Raw genomic sequence first — 14,900 nt, 5'->3', positions numbered from 1 at the left:
TCGGTAGAGTTCCGCGCCGGATCTCGCCAGGCGCCTTGCGGGTCTGCTCCTTCAAAATGCGAGCGCTTTGGATAGCGCGCGCGGACCGAAACGGCGTGCTCTTTCACCGTCGGGGTTCTCAAGATCGGGGACGAAGATCTTGACGACCGCGAACGGCAGAGCTTCGGCTGACAGGCGAACCACAATTGCAGATTGCACACCGGCATCCTTTAGATGATCGATGGTGTGGCGCATGAGCGCGTCCAGATCGCCGCCCGCAGGCGGCGCCGCCGGCGCATGCCGGCACGGTCCCGCGAGGAAGGCCTGGCGGGTCGAGTCCGGCAAAGGCCGGCTGAAGGTTTCGGGAAAGACATCGTCCCGAGCGCCGCTCATGAAGGTGAGCCGCGACTGCGCCGCTTCGGTCACCGCTCTGATCGCCGCGCGAACGGCAAAGACATGCGCCCCGCAGCCGCTTGTCACATCGACGAAACGACCATCGTCCCTGATGGCGATGTCGGAGGGGCCGAGCAATGCCAGAAAGCAGGGAATACCGATGTCGCTGGTAATGTCGAAAAGCCGGAGATCGAGACCCGCGGCTCTTATGCGCTCGACGAGACTATTCAGCGCTGCATCGCCGAACCCCTCGGGAGCAACGCATTGCCGGTAACGGCTCTCCGGCCCAGACACGCCCCACAGGACATGGGCGTCACGCTCGATGCGCTCCAGCAGCCCGTGCAATGTCGCTTCCTGGATGGAATTTCCCGATGCGAGCCCATCCGACGACATCCAGAAACGCGAAGGCCGGGTACGGTCCAGCAGCGCCGCTGCGAGCGGTACGAGCACCTCGGGGCCGGAGATCAGATCGGAGCCGGCGACCCATGGCAATTCCTCCTCCGGACCGATTTCCTCCTGCCCGGCCGCAATCAGCCCCGGAAGCGGGTCCGCGGTCCGTCCGGACGCCCGCAGGGCCCGGGTTGTGGCCATTATGGTTTCGACCGCGGGTTCGCCGGCAACAGCGCGCTCCAGCGCCTCCATGACGGCAGAAACCTTCGCGTCCGCATCCGTCAGCCCTTTGCCCTGTGCAACCACGATGGATCGTGCATTCGGCGTGTAGGCGCACCAGACCGGGATTCCGGTCCTGTCGAGTCCCGTGTGCCTCGCGATGCGGGCTATGCCGAAACCGGAAAGCAGAGGCCTTACACGTTCGAAGGTCTCTTCCGGGCTCAGCACACGATCGGAATATTCATTGCGCAAGTCGGCCCCACCCCCGATGTCGGGACCGGTCACCCGTCGAAATGACCCGAAAACACCTTGTCGGCGGAGGACACAGCCACTGCGAGGTCGACATTCTTGACGATCGTCCCCCCTTGTGCACGGAGCTTGTTCGCCGTGGCCAGGTCGCCCGTCACCTGATCGAGCGGCCTGACGGTTCCGTTCCCCAGGTCCGCCAGCCACAGACCCGGCTCGCCGGGAATGCCTATCACAACAACTTTCGCCATATCGCTATCCCTCATCCTCAAAACCCCGCTTTTTTCAGCCCCTCACGATAGAGGTCCTTCTGCCATTGTTCCTTCATGGGAACGACGGCAAGCCACTTATCGACGTCGAACGTCGGATTGCTCTTCAACGCCCGCATCCGGTACGCCCGTGCTTTCTTCTGGTCGCCGAGCATCGCCCAGCTTGCCGCAAGCAGCCTGTCGCCGGGCGACTTGTCCTTCATTCTCTGAACGTAGCCGATCGCGTCCTGATAGTTTTCGAGGAAATAGCTGGCACCGGCAGCGCTCCAGAAATAGGTGTCGGGCGCCAGCGGATTGAGCGAAAGCGCCTTGCCGAGCTTGTCGAGCGCCTCGCGCGGGCGGGAGACATGAACGAGCGTGTCGGCGTGGCTGTAAAGCACGTCGGCATAATGCGGGCTCAGGTTTTCGGCGAGATCCAGCGCCGCAAGGCTCTCGTCGAGATCACCCTGATAGAGCTTGACGACACCGAACTCGCGGTGTGCTCCGGGCAGGTCCTCATTGCTTTCGATCGCCCCCTTGGCGTGATGCTCCGCCACCGAAAGAAGTTCCCGGTCGCCGCGGGCAGTCAGGATCCACTCGATTGCATAGGTGCGCGCCATCCCGCTCAGCGCCGGAGCAAAATCCGGCTTGTGCTTGAGCGCGGCCCTGAAATCGCCGCGTGCCCTGCGGATTTCGGGAAGACCCACGCTGGAGAGGTTTCGCAGGCCGGCGAGATAGGCGTAATAGGCCTCCGGATGGGCCAGATAGTCGATACGCGCGGCACGGCCGGTCTCGACCTGCTCCGTCACCGCCCGGGCGACATGAAAGGCGATTTCCTGGCGTTGCTGCAGGAGACCGACCGGAGATATCGCAAACCGCTCCGCCCAGACGATCGCGTCGGACGGCAGAAAAATGAGCTGCGTGAAGAGCCCCTGGTCCGACATGCGGCAGTCGAGCGCATAGGTAACGCCATGCTTTTCCAAGAACGCAGCCTTGTCCGCGGCATCCCGTATGCGCTCCGCCGTGTAGGGAGCAACGACGGACATCGATCGTTGCGCACATAGCCCGATCGTGATGTCCTCGACCACGGCCACGCTGACCGCGTGAAGCATCGGATCGCTGCCGAAGGCCGCCGGCGGAAGCAGCGCGACACGGGGTGCCGGCGCAACCGGCGGAGCACTCGCCTCCCTTGCGGGCTCTCCGGCAAAGGCACCCTGCCGCAGCCGGGCCCTGTCCGGCTGACCGCTCCCGACGACCAGACCCCCGCCGGTCATCCGCTCCAGGATCGGACGCACGGCCGTATCCGTCGGATCGAGCTCGAGGAAGTGCATGCACGCGGTCCGCAGCAGCGCCCTGTCGGCAAACCGCTCTTCGCCGCCGATAAGCGCCGCGCGCAGCAACTGCGTGAACAGGCGCCGCTGTTCTCCCACCCAATCCGCATAGCGGCCCGGCGGCACATCCGCGCTTGCGAGAAACCCATCGCGCCATAACCGAAGCCCGGTGCGGAACGCCTCCTCCGAATGTTCCAGCGCCTGGAAACCGTCGACGTCGCAGGCAATCTCCCCTAGCGTAACCTCGGCTTCCGTTGCCGTAATGAGCGGTCCCAAATCCGCAGCAAGGTGGCGCATGCGCCACAAGGTCGACCGCAGGTTCTTGAAGGCGACGCTCTTTTCCCGCTCGGGCCAGATCAGCATTGCGAGCTTTTCACGGGAAGCCGTTTTCTCCCCGGACACGCAGAGATAGGCGAGTATCAGCGCGCCCCGCTCGGGACACGCCACAGCCACGCCGCCGGAATTGACCAGCCGCAATTCCCCGAATGTCTGCAGACGATAATGCGGCCCCGCCACGAAAACCTCAAATGGCTCGAATAGTGGAAGCGCCGCCGGCGACCGGCGAGACCGTCGACATCTCGTTCACCCAACCCTCTCCTGCCCCTTCGGCACGAACATCAAAGCGCACGCTGCAACCAATCCCCGCCCCACGGCTCATCGCTGGAGAATGGAAAGAGGACGCCGAGCATGCCCGCGATCTCTGCAGGCATCCGCCACCGATTGGCACGGTTCATACCTCCGGATGTGCGGCTGCGACGCCCGGAGCCATACCTGCCCGTCCCATTGTTCACTTCCCAGCCCGATGCGGCAACGCATGCAGCCCGAATGCGAAGATGCTCGAAAAGCCGGAACATGGCAACTCATGGCCGCCTATATCTGCAAAGGGCGCAACCCGAGCGGCGTCCGCGGAGCTTCCGCATCGTTGTTCGCCGGCCGTTTTGATGCTATTATCAACGGGCTCGATCGAGGGTGCCGTAACCCCGCTGCAGATCGTTCGCCGGAGCGCGCTTGGCCCAAACAAGCGCGCTTTTTGCTGTCGAATGCCAGCCCACGCTGGTTACCAATAGGCAATCCATGACGCAACAAAATGAATGGCGGGCTTCGGAAATCGTTGACCAACTCATTGCGCTCGGGGTGAAGCCTGGAGGCGTCCTGCTCGTTCACTGTTCCTTTCGCAGCGTCCGGCCTGTCGAAGGCGGGCCGCCTGGCGTGATTGCCGCTCTGCGCGCCGCCATTGGTCCGGAGGGCACGCTCGTCATGCCATCATGGTCGGGTCTCGACGACGAGCCGTTCGACCCGGCGGCGACACCTGCCACACCCGACCTTGGAATAGTCGCCGACACCTTCTGGCGTCTGGAGAATGTGACGCGCAGCGACCATCCGTTCGCGTTTGCGGCAACGGGCCCGCTTGCCGCACGCATCACATCAGACAGCCTGCCCCTGCCCCCGCACGCTCCCGCAAGTCCGATAGGGCGTATCCATGAACTCGATGGACAAGTGCTCCTCCTCGGTGTCGAACACGATTCGGACACCACGCTGCATCTCGCCGAGCTGATCGCGAAGGTTCCCTATGGGGTGCCGAGACACTGTACGGTCCTCGATAACGGCAAGCCGATCCGCGTCGACTATCGCGAGAACGATCACTGCTGCCAGAACTTTAACCTCGCCGACGCCTGGCTGAGGCGAGAGGGCTTGCAGCGGGAAGGCCAGGTCGGCCATGCCCATGCTCGCCTGATCCGCTCCCGCGACATCGTGAGGATAGCCTCGGATCGACTGGCCCGCGATCCACTCGTCTTCCTGCATCCGATAGAGGCAGGGTGCGAAGAATGCGATGCAGCACGCCAATCGGCAGGCTGCGCTCCCCGCAGCACTTCCGGTGGAGGGCAGTTTTAAATGGTAGCGCTCTGGAAGGCGGTGGGCGAGGAACAATTATCCTTCGTAGAGAAGCGAATGTCTGGAAGATCATTCACGAACATCTAAGCCAGTTCCCTCAGCGTCATCGCTCCGGAAGGTTACGGGGAAGCTTAGGTTAGGAAGTTCTCCTCCATCCGCGAACGAGCGAGCACAAGATCATCGTCGTTTTGGCCCATCCATGGCCTGCATCGAGGCGTGGTGGGTAACCGCCGCGTTCGCAGCGATAAGCTGCTTTGGGGGAACGTCTCCAACGGGTCGAAATTGGAGCTTACTCGCGGGAACGCGTAAGAACCGTCAGTCCATGCGGACCGACGTTTTCTTCGAGGCGACGCCATCCGAATCCTTCGTAGAAGGAACGCCTTCCCGGCAACGCGCAGAGATAGGCGATGTCGTGGCCCAGATCGAACGCCGCCTCGGCTGCGCGTCCGACGAGAGCTCTGCCTATTCCCCTACCCCGATGTTCGGCCTCGACCCACACGGCAGCCACCCAAGGAGCGTATTGCGGGCGCTCGTCCAGGTCGCAGGAGATAATGAGCGTCGATCCGAGATATCGCCCCCCATCATGGGCCACGAGACCGAAGGGCAGCGCGTTGTCGTTCAGCATTTCCTGCATGTGGTCTGTCACGTGTTCCAGTGGATGGCCTGCTCCTTGCCACCAGGCCCTCCAAATCCGGTCCGCGACCGTTGCGCAGAAGGCAGGCTGATCACGAAGGTCAGAGATGGCGTAAAGCTGCCGCTGTGGTTGGGACATGATGGTCATGAAGCCTTGCTTGCTGATCGGTCAGCAATTCGCGTTCGAAGGCCAAAGCTGGGTGATCAGGTCAACCGTCTACTACGGCCTGTCTGACGACATGGGACGGCTTCACGAAGCCGAGTATTTGACCGTTACGCCGCGCTGCCGAAAGTAGGCCTGCATCAGCTTCCTGCCAGAACGGTTGTTCTGCGCGAGCCTAGCCGGGTCAAAGACGGCCTCTTTCAACCCCTCCCGCGCCAACGCTGCCTTGAGGGTCGCGATATGCGCGTCGAGGTCGGCATTGTCCGCTTGGAGCGATTCATAAATGCGGTTTGTTGCATCCGCGACGGTCGGTTCGCTCACCATTACACTCCTGTTATTGCTGGTTGGCTGGCGCTTACCACATTTTTCGGCTTGACCCTAGAGGACGCTCTGTCTCCAACAGCATGACGTCATTGACGATCTAAAGGAAGCGACCCATCTAGGCGTCATGCCGAAACACGACAAGAACCACATCGAGCTGCTTAAGACATGGGTGCTGCCGCCAGCGGCAACATTGGGTTCATCTGTCCGCATGAAGGGCATCCTTCTGGAAATTCGCGCGCGGCTTCCGCATGCCACGAAGAAGTCGCTCAATCTCGATGGTCGCGAGCTCACGCTTATGATGCCCGCAAGCGAGAAGGCTGAATTCCATGCCGCATCGGCTGTCGTCGTCAAGGCGTTGGTAGACATCGAGACCCTTCCGGTGATTCCGCGCGAGATCGAGGACATCCTTGCGATCAAGACGAGCGAAAGACATCGCTGGCTGGCCGACGGTCGCTTGCCAAGCGCCGGAACGCGAACGGTCAAGCTGCGCGGGCGCGCCAGGAAGATAACATTTCACGTCTTCGACCCGAGGATTGTCGGAGACATTCTCGATCGAGGCGTCGTCGAAGATTGGCGCGAGGAAGACGCGGCGGCTGCCGCCGAAAATCGCAGACGGGCTGCGTACAAGGCGAAGTTGACGCGGACGTTGAGAAACACCACCAAGGGCGGGTCAAATTCCGAAACCGAACACGGCGACGCCGCCTCCAACCTGGCCGGGTGGGAGGAGTTCGGACGCGATGGACTTCTTCGATAATCGGTAACCGACCGGATTGCACCAACAGCGGTCATAGCAGATTGTAAATTCTGGCCTCGTCTGCGATCTTGCGAATTGAACACCACGTCGTATTGGGCGAATTGTCTCCGGAATCACTCGATCGGGGTGCGCGATGAGCAAAGGCGAGGAAGCTACATGCCCTCCCCATTTGGGCGACTTCGAGAGCTTGCAAGAGATCATACAGAAGGCCCAAGGAGCTCTATCAAAGGAAAAATGGGATAGCCTCGTAGGTGGGGCGGAAACCGAAACGACCCTCAAACGCAACCGCTTGGCAATCGATTCCATTGCCTTCAAGCCGCGTGTGCTGCGTAATGTGAGCGTGGTAGACCTCTCGATTGAGCATTTCGGTCGAAGGTTGCGCTTGCCAATCTTTCTTGCTCCCACCGGTCCGCTGAACCTGTTCGGCCCAGGTGGAGGGGCAGCCGTGGCATCAGGCGCTCAGGTGTTCGGGGTCGCCCATATGCTCAGTTCGGGATGCACACCACTCGAGTCCGTCGCCGAGGCGGCCCCTTCAGCACTACGAATGGCGCAACTCTACGTCAGAGGCGACGATGCCTCCGTCCATAAATACGTTGGTCGTGCGCTGGCATCCGGCTGTGCCGCAATCTGCCTAACTGTCGATAGCGCCGTCCTCGCTCGCCGCGACCGCGATATTGCCAATCGACATCGGACGGCTGGATTAGGAAAGTGGCCTGGTCAGGCGTACCAGGCCGGTCTCGATTGGCGGACCGTCAAGTTGATCAAGGACTCCTACGACATTCCACTCGTGCTGAAAGGAATTGCCACAGTCGAGGACGCTCGTATCGCAGTCGATCATGGCGTGGACTGGATTTATGTTTCGAACCATGGTGGCCGCCAGCTCGACCATGGCCGAGGTACGATGGATGTACTGCCAGAAATCATCGACGCCGTGGGCGGCCAAGCAAAGGTGATGGTCGACGGAGGGTTCTGTCGTGGGACGGACATCATAAAGGCACTAGCAATAGGCGCAAACCTCGTTGGTCTTGGTCGCATGCAGTGCTATGCATTGGCGGCGGGGGGCGAGGCAGCAATAATTCGCATGCTTGAGCTGATTGAAGACGAGATGCTGCGTTCCATGGCTCTGCTTGGTGTGCCGACTATTGGCGACTTGGATCGATCATATCTGTATCCAGCGGTCCCGGTCACGATCCCAAGCGCCTTGAGCGCATTTCCGCTCATAAATTGATCCGGCTTGATTGACCGCTTGCGGCGGACAGATGACGAGCACGTCGGCCGGATTGCGCCATCACCAGCCATTGCGGCCCTGCGATGGAAGGCGATATGGTCGAAGTGGTGACCGGAGCTAGATGATGATTATTGTCGTGGAAGGCATCAGTGCGGCTGGTAAGACCACCTGGTGCAAATCGCACGGTCAATCGAACCTGATACCCGAGACGTTTCCGGCCGATCGAAAGGCTCAGCCCCTTACTGGCATAGAAACCGCTCAGTACTGGACGGACTGGAATGCGAAAAGATGGGGCGATGCGCTCCAGATGGAACGGGGGAAGGGTCTGGCTATCTGCGACACAGACCCCTTGAAGCTGCACTATTCCTGGTGCCTTTGCCAGATCGGCGCACTCCCGAAACGCCAATGGGAACTTCAACTCCAGGCAACGAGAACCGCGCTCCAGGAAAAACAGCTGGGGTTCGCCGATGCTTATTTCGTCAAGGTCATCGACTACCAGACAGCTAAACAACAATGTGAGGAAGACACCTGCCGCGTGCGGGATCGTTTCGAACTGCACTTTCGCTTACAGCCATTCCTCGTCCACTGGTATGAACTTCTGGAAAAGGCATTAGGTGGTCGAGTGCTTTTGACGTTGCCGGATGACGGCCTGCCTCCCGACGTTATTCCGCTCAATGAACTCCGCTACGACATCAACGTGTTTGATCGCTTCGTTTCTTCGTTAGAAGGCAAAACGAAGTAGCCCCTCGTTGCACATGAGGCTTGCCTTCAATCGACTTCCGCCTCAGTAGTACAGCGCCAACACAGGACATTGCTTCGTCCCGCTAAACGAATAAACAAACCTTGTAGCACGTGTGTTTGGAGGTCGCGTAGATGCCACGGCACGTTTCTTCCGAGGAAGCGGTAAGCCTACTTGCGAACGCCAAGCGCGTATTGGTAATCGGGTGTTCAGGCGGCGGCAAAACGACGTTCTCTGCGAAGATCGCAGCGTGTCGCGACCTTGAATTTCAGTCGCTGGACCGAGACGTGCGATGGCTTCCGGGATGGGTAGAGCGTGATCGAGCTGGACAACGAGCGATAATTGAGCAGTTGGCTCGGCGCGAGCGATGGGTCATGGACGGCAGTGGAGCATCTTCGTTCGACATCAGACTTGTGCGAACCGATTTAGTCTTGTGGGTTCGAGTCCCAAGACGCGTCGCTCTTCTCGGGCTATTTAAGCGTGTTTTCCGATACTATGGGTCAGTCCGACCGGAAATGGCTGAGGGTTGTCCAGAGCCCTTGCCTGATATGGATTTTCTCTCCTACATCTGGAACTTCGAAAAGCGTTACGCGCCTCTTTTTATCAAACAAATCGACCAACACGGGCCTACTGTTCCTGTGGCCGTGCTCCGGTCTCATCGCGAGATGGATTTAATGCTTCAGCCTTTCACTCAACAGCGATGACGGCTTCGGGCAATCACATAATACCACCGAACCGTCGGAGGGGTAGATGTCCTTGATCAGAGCGTTGATGATCGATGTGGAAGGCGTCTTGGTTTGCGGCCGCCCTTCCGACGGAAGGCCGTGGGCATCGACCATTGAGGATGATCTCGGGCTGTCAGTTGCGGCCCTTCAGCAAGAGTTTTTCTCTCCTTACTGGAACGAGATCGTTCTTGGGCGGGCGGCGCCGGTCGATCATCTGAAGCCGGTCCTGGCAAAGATTGCTCCCCATCTCCCCTACGATGACTTCATTGCCTACTGGTTCGAGAACGATGCACGGCTGAATATTAAGCTGCTTGAAGAACTCCGTCAGCAGCGCAAGGCCGGAAAAAGAGTCTATCTGGCAACTGACCAAGAGCACGTCCGGGCGGCGCATCTCGTTGAAGCACTTGGGCTTGGCAGCCATTGTGACGGCATCTATTATTCGGCAGCCTTAGGAAGCCGCAAACCCGATCAAGCCTTTTTCAAACAAGTGGCTGCCCTTTCAGGTCTTAGGCCAGACCAATTACTTCTAGTCGACGATCCGCCCGCAAATATTGATGCCGCACGACTCTGCGGCTGGAATGCCATACACTGGCAACAGGGAAGTATGCTTTTCGCTAGGTTGGCAGCGATTGAAGATTTATGCCCGAAGAATACAGACTAGAGCCCACTTCCGGCATGGCTTTTATGCGCCAACAGCGGTCATTGCGCTGTGGATGTCTCAAGCTATAGGCTTAATCTCGGTTCGGTTTGTAATGAGCAGATGATGAATTTAATCGATTTCGAAACAAAACACTTTCCAGTCCTTCGCAGTTGGCTCAGCAGCGAGCGCGATGTGGTGCAGTGGGGCGGACCTGATCTGACTTATCCGATCACCGACGATCAGCTTGAACAGATGATCATCGACGGGACAACGGCACCACCAAAGCGGCTATCTTGGATGGCTGTTAACGCCACTCAAGCTCTGGTAGGCCATATCCAATTAGCTGTGGACTGGAGAAATGGCGTTGCAAGGATTGGCCGCGTCATGGTCGCGCCAACAATGCGGGGGCAAGGACTAGCTAAATCGTTGCTGGAAGCGGCATTGGAACAGGCATTCTCTCATCCGGAAATCGAGAGAACTGAGCTAAACGTATATAGCTGGAACAGTGCCGCTATCCGAACCTACAACAAGGTCGGTTTTTTTCACGAGGGAGTGAGGCGGTCGTCTGTCAAAGTTGGTGACGAGAGATGGGACACCGCAATCATGAGCATGCTCCGTTCGGAATGGGAAGCGGGACTACCTAAATGACCGGTTTGGGCCGGAAGCTGCCTATCTCCCGACCACGATTGGTGGCGGCAAGCGGGTGACTTCGGCCGCACAGAGTGTAAGTTTGTACCCATCTACCACCACGAAGAGAGCGCCGATGCCCCGTTTTCTAGCCGTGTACACCATGAAGCCCGAAGACCTCGCCTCTTTCCGCAGCCTGCCCAAGGCCGAGCAGGACGCGGTCGATGCCGTCGGCCTGGAACAGTGGGCAGCGTGGGAGGACAGAAACGCCGCATCCATCCTCGATCGTGGTGGCATGGTGGGCAAGACGACGCGCGTGACCAAGGACGGTGTCGCCGCTGCCGTGAACCCCTTTTGCGGCTACCTTGTCGTCGAGGCGGAAAGCATCGAGGCCGCGGCGCGGCTGTTCCAGGACCACCCGCATATTACAGTCTTTCCAGGAGACGGCGTAGATATCATGCCCTTTTTGACCTGAACTCCTTCGGGTCAACCATTCAAGCGATATTGTGCTCCAAACGGAAACGCATTGCCCATTCATGATTGGTGGCGTCGGCTAGCTTTCCCACACCGGGTGTGATGCCGCTCGCGCCCTCGCACTTCAATCCCAGTCGGCTCAGTACTTTGCGCAGGCTCCCCAGGGGATCGGCTGAAAGCGCCTCATATGCGATCCGAAAGGGCTCAATTCCTTGCATTTCGAACCAGTCGTTCCAGGCCTGGTCATAGGCTGCAAATCTCTCGTACCAGGTTCGGATTTCATCGGAGTTGTAAACAGGTGCACTTGGCGGCGCGGTCCGTTCCAGCTCGGTTCCATCCGGAGCTGCATGCCACAGCCCGGTTTGCTCGGCCTTTACCAGCGAGACAGCCTGCTCAACCTTGTCGAGCCGAGTGAGATGGAGAAAAAGTGTCTGTCCGAAGGCCGCTTCAATTCGTTGCAAATCACTGGAGCGTTCCGGGTGCAGGACTGCCAGTTTCTGGACGAAGAAATCAAAGCTATGTCTTTGGAGCCGCAGGCCGAACATGCTTGTATCACCGCTTCCTTTGGCGATTGCCGCTCGAAATATCGTAGCCAGAATATCGGCCTCGGGCCTTGAGGCGTCTGCGGCCGGTTCGAAGTAGGCCAGCCATTCGGCAATCGAGGGGCGATGAAAGTAGGACCCGGGGTTCCCGGAGATGCCCGTCGCCGCCAGCAGCTTGCACAAAAGCGTACTGCCGCTGCGCGGAGAAGTGCAGATCACGTAGGAGTCGAATTTTGGCATGGCTGCTTCAGAGACAAAGGGAATCCTGACGAATTTCAAGCCCGAATTGCCTCATGTTGCAAGTGCGTGAACTCTGGTTGCGAGCATCCCAAAACGCCCTCGTCGGCGCGGATGAATTGATGCTAGGTCGCCGCCTGATAATGGCCGTGAGCAGCTTTGGGTCGTCCGCGCGACATAGTCAACGATGGGACCGGCAGCCGTTGCGCAGTCCTGTTGCCGTCAATTGCTTGCGAAGCAGTAGAAGAGACCGTCTCCGCCGGTTCCCTTGAATGCCTCGTTCGAGCAGCCGCCTCTTGTCGAATGCGACGAGTTCCAGGATTTCGCCGCATCGGAATCGTCCAGGCCCGTGCGGTCGCTGTGGCCGACGATCGCCGCGCCTTCCGCACCGCCCATTGTCCAATTTCCGCAGGTTTCCGGTGCGGCGGTTCCATCGGGTTTCGAGCCGGTCAGGATGTCGTGGCGGTTCGGGCTGTCGCCACGGCCGGGAATGACTTCGCCTTTCTCGTTGAGAGCCGACTGCTTGGTCAAGTTGTTGTTGTCGCTGTGAAGCGAGGCGACATCGTCAGCGATCTTCTCGCCCTTGGCGTTGTACCAGGGACCATTTCCGATCCGATCCCTGGCGTTCTCGGTGTCGGTGGATAGATAGGCTCTCCAGGTCTTGCCCGTCGAACCACTCGCCGTCGCCAAAGAATTGCAGTATGCGTCGGCTCCGGCCAGGCCTCCGAGGTCGCCACCCCTGCCCGGATTTGCGCTGGTGACGAAGAAGCTCATGGAGGTGTCCTGGGCCTGTGCCGACAGCGGAGAGCAGGTCAGGACGGCTACTGTGAATGCAAGCGCGCGGTTCATAGCGATTCTCCAGCATTTCGTCGGTGAAGCGTATTGCTGAAAACGGCTGGCGTAAAATCGAAATCCTGTGATTTGCAAGCGGCAACCGATGAGTAAAGCCACGTTCGTGCAAGCTCTGTTCAGGCATCGCGCCAACACCCGTCACTGCCGGACCGACTGCCGCGACACTTCCAGGACATCGCGGCAGTTGAGCGCATTAGGCAACGTCTTGAAGCCGGGCCTCACCATTGTGTAGGAAGTAGGCTTTGTTGAAGAGCCGCAAATCAACGAGATTTGGAAGACGAATGTCCCGAATGTCCGGCAAGCGCTTACTTTCCGGATCAAACGACCGATCTACCTGCGAGATGAACCCGAATACAACTCCGGTCTGTCTGGCGAAGTCGCCAAGAGCCAGAACCTGATCCGAGAGTGCTGGCTTGCTTCGCTGCTGATCCAGTATCTGCAGATAGTCGATAACGGCAACCGTCCCGCGCTCCGACCCCGATAAATGGCGAATGATGTAGTCCGCGCTGATATCATCAGACGTCAAGATTTGCAGCTTATCGCAGAGACCGTGGCGCCCCTCGTCCAAAGACCGAAGGTGCCGCCTCGCCTGCTGTTCTGTAAACTCCAGCGTGAAGAAGACCGCTTTTCTGCCGTCTCGGGCAGCGTCGAGCAACAGCTGAAGGCCGAGCGTGGTCTTGCCATGCCCTGGGCGGCCGGCCACCAAGAGCAAATCACCCTCATCCAGCCGAGCAAGGATTGATCTGGACAGTGACGCCGCTGCGACTTGGGACGAGAGCAGGCTCCATCTTGCCAACCCTGTCACTGGCTTGGCGCGTTTATCCGCAAATTCCTGCGCAGATCGATGTCATCAATAAGGTACTACTCAACAACGGAGCGGCGTTTGCCGCTCCTGCTTCCGCTATCGAAGCCTTCGGGGTCTTCCGCAAGAAACTGCTCGCGCAGCCGCGCCGGGTCGGTTAACGTCCCGTGCAAAAATCACGCCATTAAACCCAAGCAGGGCCACCAGCTATGGCAGATATCACTTTCGACCCGCGTAAAGTGTTCCACTATGGGTTCGTCGTGCCGAACATGGATCGTGCGCTGAAAACGTGGACGCAGCAGGGAGCTAGGCTGGTTGTGCCGCCTGCAATCGATCCGGCCCAGAATGTGTCCTGCGCGCTCCTTATTTATCTCGACAGTGTTCCGATCGAACTGGTGGCTCCGTTGCGTGACGGGCCGAATCCCGTCGCGAGTCGGCTGGCCAAGGGCGGCGGTCTCGATCACGTCTGCCTGTTCTCAGACAATCTGGAGCACGACGTGGCGAAACTCGAGGCAGATGGCGGAATGGTGGTGGTTGCCCCCTGCTATGGCGCGGTTTTCAAGAGGCGTCTTGCTTTCGTAGTCACTCGGGCCGGCTTGGTTGTCGAACTCATGACAAGAGCGACCGTGGAGGGCGCCGAGGGAGATCCGCTCGCGCCGCTCAACGGTCACGCGTGAAAGGAGCACCGGCTTCAGGAGAGCGGCGCCAACGCATTTTCGTCAACACCCCGTAGGTTTTAATTTTGAATCGCAGTCACATAGGCCGAAGGCATTACTATCCTATTTACATCTCTTTCAATGCGTGCTTTTTTTACCCCTGAATTTTAGCTGCAATAGAAGACTCTGCCGATAACCTCGTGTTTCGGTGCATAACCTATAGTTATCTCTTCATTGTTCGGCAGCGTCAAATAAGGCTGTCAAAACTTATTGACATTCGGGCTCCGCAGCGAGCTGCGTTGGCATCGCAAGACAAAGACGAATTACATCACATGTAGGATTCGCAGCCTCAGATAAGTGGCTGCGGACCAATTTTGACATTGGTTGGGTTTGATATGATCTTTATCGATCCACTCTTCCTATTTCTCTTCCTGCCGGTGACACTTATTGCGTTTTACCTTGCGCTTTTGACGCGAGGCAGGAATGAAGCACTACTGGTCATTTTCACGGCGTCAATTATCTTTTATGCCCCTTATGGAATATCTTCGGTATTTCTTCTGCTGGTCGCCCTGCTTGTCAATTTCGGAGTCTCCAACGCACTCCTTGCTACGGACGACAGTAATCCATATCGACGAGTGCTGTATGGGTGCGGTCAGGGATACAACATAGCCTCACTGTGCTACTTCAAATACATGCCGATTCCGATGAAGCCGCCCCTTTGTTCCGAGATGATTGCGCCCCCGGTTTCCGGGATGATCTCGCCCCCTGTTTAGTGGGGTCTGCAGGCGATGATTGTTGTCAGTTC

The 14,900-nt window shown here is 58.8% G+C and carries 19 protein-coding genes and 1 pseudogene; 12 read left to right on the top strand and 8 right to left on the bottom strand.

All coding sequences use genetic code 11. The features are described 5' to 3' along the window. Positions 1–51 precede the first annotated feature (51 nt). The 3 genes from JOH52_RS12235 to JOH52_RS12225 are packed head-to-tail and all read right to left on the bottom strand — an operon-like array spanning position 52 to position 3,322. The gene (locus JOH52_RS12235) at positions 52–1,266 is read right to left on the bottom strand and encodes a YcaO-like family protein (protein WP_013844666.1); all 1,215 of its coding nucleotides are present in this window, start codon (positions 1,264–1,266) and stop codon (positions 52–54) included. After that, the gene (locus JOH52_RS12230) at positions 1,263–1,478 is read right to left on the bottom strand and encodes a hypothetical protein (RefSeq protein ID WP_010969830.1); all 216 of its coding nucleotides are present in this window, start codon (positions 1,476–1,478) and stop codon (positions 1,263–1,265) included. The genes JOH52_RS12235 and JOH52_RS12230 overlap by 4 nt, the downstream gene beginning before the upstream one ends. Before the next feature lie 17 nt (positions 1,479–1,495). Then, positions 1,496–3,322, bottom strand: coding sequence for an AfsR/SARP family transcriptional regulator (locus JOH52_RS12225; RefSeq protein ID WP_010969831.1), 1,827 nt, complete (start codon positions 3,320–3,322; stop codon positions 1,496–1,498). 558 nt (positions 3,323–3,880) lie between these two features. On the opposite strand from JOH52_RS12225, the gene aac(3)-IV reads away from it, so the two are divergent. Both aac(3)-IV and JOH52_RS36485 read left to right on the top strand, forming a co-directional pair. Beyond that, positions 3,881–4,699, top strand: a complete 819-nt coding sequence (aac(3)-IV, locus tag JOH52_RS12220; protein WP_010969832.1) for an AAC(3)-IV family aminoglycoside N-acetyltransferase — start codon at positions 3,881–3,883, stop codon at positions 4,697–4,699. Continuing rightward, positions 4,633–4,839 carry a nuclear transport factor 2 family protein gene (locus JOH52_RS36485; RefSeq protein ID WP_107010514.1) on the top strand — a complete coding sequence of 69 codons (207 nt, stop codon included), beginning with the start codon at positions 4,633–4,635 and terminating at the stop codon, positions 4,837–4,839. Before aac(3)-IV ends, JOH52_RS36485 begins: the two co-directional genes overlap by 67 nt. 149 nt (positions 4,840–4,988) lie before the next feature. On the opposite strand, the gene JOH52_RS12210 is transcribed toward JOH52_RS36485, so the two are convergent. Together JOH52_RS12210 and JOH52_RS12205 are read right to left on the bottom strand one after the other, a co-directional pair. Next, entirely contained in the window at positions 4,989–5,480 is a 492-nt protein-coding gene (locus JOH52_RS12210; RefSeq protein WP_014529241.1) for a GNAT family N-acetyltransferase, read from the bottom strand. 102 nt (positions 5,481–5,582) lie between these two features. Continuing rightward, positions 5,583–5,819 carry a hypothetical protein gene (locus JOH52_RS12205; protein WP_003534173.1) on the bottom strand — a complete coding sequence of 79 codons (237 nt, stop codon included), beginning with the start codon at positions 5,817–5,819 and terminating at the stop codon, positions 5,583–5,585. 124 nt (positions 5,820–5,943) lie between these two features. On the opposite strand from JOH52_RS12205, the gene JOH52_RS12200 reads away from it, so the two are divergent. The 7 genes from JOH52_RS12200 to JOH52_RS12175 all read left to right on the top strand — a co-directional run bounded on the left by JOH52_RS12200 (position 5,944) and on the right by JOH52_RS12175 (position 11,007). After that, the gene (locus tag JOH52_RS12200; RefSeq protein ID WP_010969835.1) at positions 5,944–6,573 is read left to right on the top strand and encodes a hypothetical protein; all 630 of its coding nucleotides are present in this window, start codon (positions 5,944–5,946) and stop codon (positions 6,571–6,573) included. A 133-nt stretch (positions 6,574–6,706) separates the two neighbouring features. Next, entirely contained in the window at positions 6,707–7,801 is a 1,095-nt protein-coding gene (locus JOH52_RS12195) for an alpha-hydroxy acid oxidase (protein ID WP_013844668.1), read from the top strand. Positions 7,802–7,922: 121 nt separating this feature from the next. Beyond that, positions 7,923–8,543: a hypothetical protein gene (locus JOH52_RS12190; protein ID WP_010969837.1), complete on the top strand. Its 621-nt coding sequence runs from the start codon at positions 7,923–7,925 to the stop codon at positions 8,541–8,543. 131 nt (positions 8,544–8,674) lie between these two features. After that, a complete protein-coding gene (locus JOH52_RS35035; RefSeq protein ID WP_010969838.1) occupies positions 8,675–9,244 on the top strand; it encodes a P-loop NTPase family protein in 570 nt (189 codons plus the stop codon). 46 nt (positions 9,245–9,290) lie between these two features. Then, a complete protein-coding gene (locus tag JOH52_RS12185; RefSeq protein ID WP_010969839.1) occupies positions 9,291–9,926 on the top strand; it encodes an HAD-IA family hydrolase in 636 nt (211 codons plus the stop codon). Positions 9,927–10,028: 102 nt separating this feature from the next. Continuing rightward, positions 10,029–10,553 carry a GNAT family N-acetyltransferase gene (locus tag JOH52_RS12180; protein ID WP_010969840.1) on the top strand — a complete coding sequence of 175 codons (525 nt, stop codon included), beginning with the start codon at positions 10,029–10,031 and terminating at the stop codon, positions 10,551–10,553. A gap of 115 nt (positions 10,554–10,668) precedes the next feature. Next, positions 10,669–11,007, top strand: a complete 339-nt coding sequence (locus tag JOH52_RS12175; protein WP_014526947.1) for a hypothetical protein — start codon at positions 10,669–10,671, stop codon at positions 11,005–11,007. 19 nt (positions 11,008–11,026) lie between these two features. On the opposite strand, the gene JOH52_RS12170 is transcribed toward JOH52_RS12175, so the two are convergent. The 3 genes from JOH52_RS12170 to JOH52_RS12160 all read right to left on the bottom strand — a co-directional run bounded on the left by JOH52_RS12170 (position 11,027) and on the right by JOH52_RS12160 (position 13,442). After that, complete coding sequence (locus JOH52_RS12170; RefSeq protein ID WP_013844671.1) at positions 11,027–11,827, bottom strand: Stf0 family sulfotransferase; 801 nt, start codon at positions 11,825–11,827, stop codon at positions 11,027–11,029. Between the two features lie 180 nt (positions 11,828–12,007). Beyond that, the gene (locus tag JOH52_RS12165; RefSeq protein WP_010969843.1) at positions 12,008–12,634 is read right to left on the bottom strand and encodes a hypothetical protein; all 627 of its coding nucleotides are present in this window, start codon (positions 12,632–12,634) and stop codon (positions 12,008–12,010) included. A 196-nt stretch (positions 12,635–12,830) separates the two neighbouring features. Further along, the gene (locus JOH52_RS12160; RefSeq protein ID WP_013844672.1) at positions 12,831–13,442 is read right to left on the bottom strand and encodes a DNA helicase; all 612 of its coding nucleotides are present in this window, start codon (positions 13,440–13,442) and stop codon (positions 12,831–12,833) included. Here JOH52_RS12160 and JOH52_RS12155 point away from each other — a divergent pair. The 3 genes and pseudogenes from JOH52_RS12155 to JOH52_RS35030 all read left to right on the top strand — a co-directional run. Continuing rightward, the gene (locus JOH52_RS12155; protein ID WP_033052129.1) at positions 13,376–13,600 is read left to right on the top strand and encodes a hypothetical protein; all 225 of its coding nucleotides are present in this window, start codon (positions 13,376–13,378) and stop codon (positions 13,598–13,600) included. The genes JOH52_RS12160 and JOH52_RS12155 overlap by 67 nt on opposite strands. A 48-nt stretch (positions 13,601–13,648) precedes the next feature. Continuing rightward, on the top strand, positions 13,649–14,116 hold the full coding sequence (locus JOH52_RS12150) for a VOC family protein (RefSeq protein WP_010969845.1): 468 nt from the start codon (positions 13,649–13,651) through the stop codon (positions 14,114–14,116). Between the two features lie 374 nt (positions 14,117–14,490). Next, positions 14,491–14,787 (top strand): annotated as a pseudogene (locus tag JOH52_RS35030) (MBOAT family O-acyltransferase); the annotation flags it as partial. Between the last annotated feature and the right edge of the window lie 113 nt (positions 14,788–14,900).

The organism is Sinorhizobium meliloti, from assembly GCF_017876815.1.
In the GTDB taxonomy this organism is placed as follows: Bacteria; Pseudomonadota; Alphaproteobacteria; order Rhizobiales; family Rhizobiaceae; genus Sinorhizobium; species Sinorhizobium meliloti.
The sequence above is the reverse complement of the archived record's forward strand: the minus strand, read 5'-3'. Positions and strand labels throughout refer to the sequence as shown.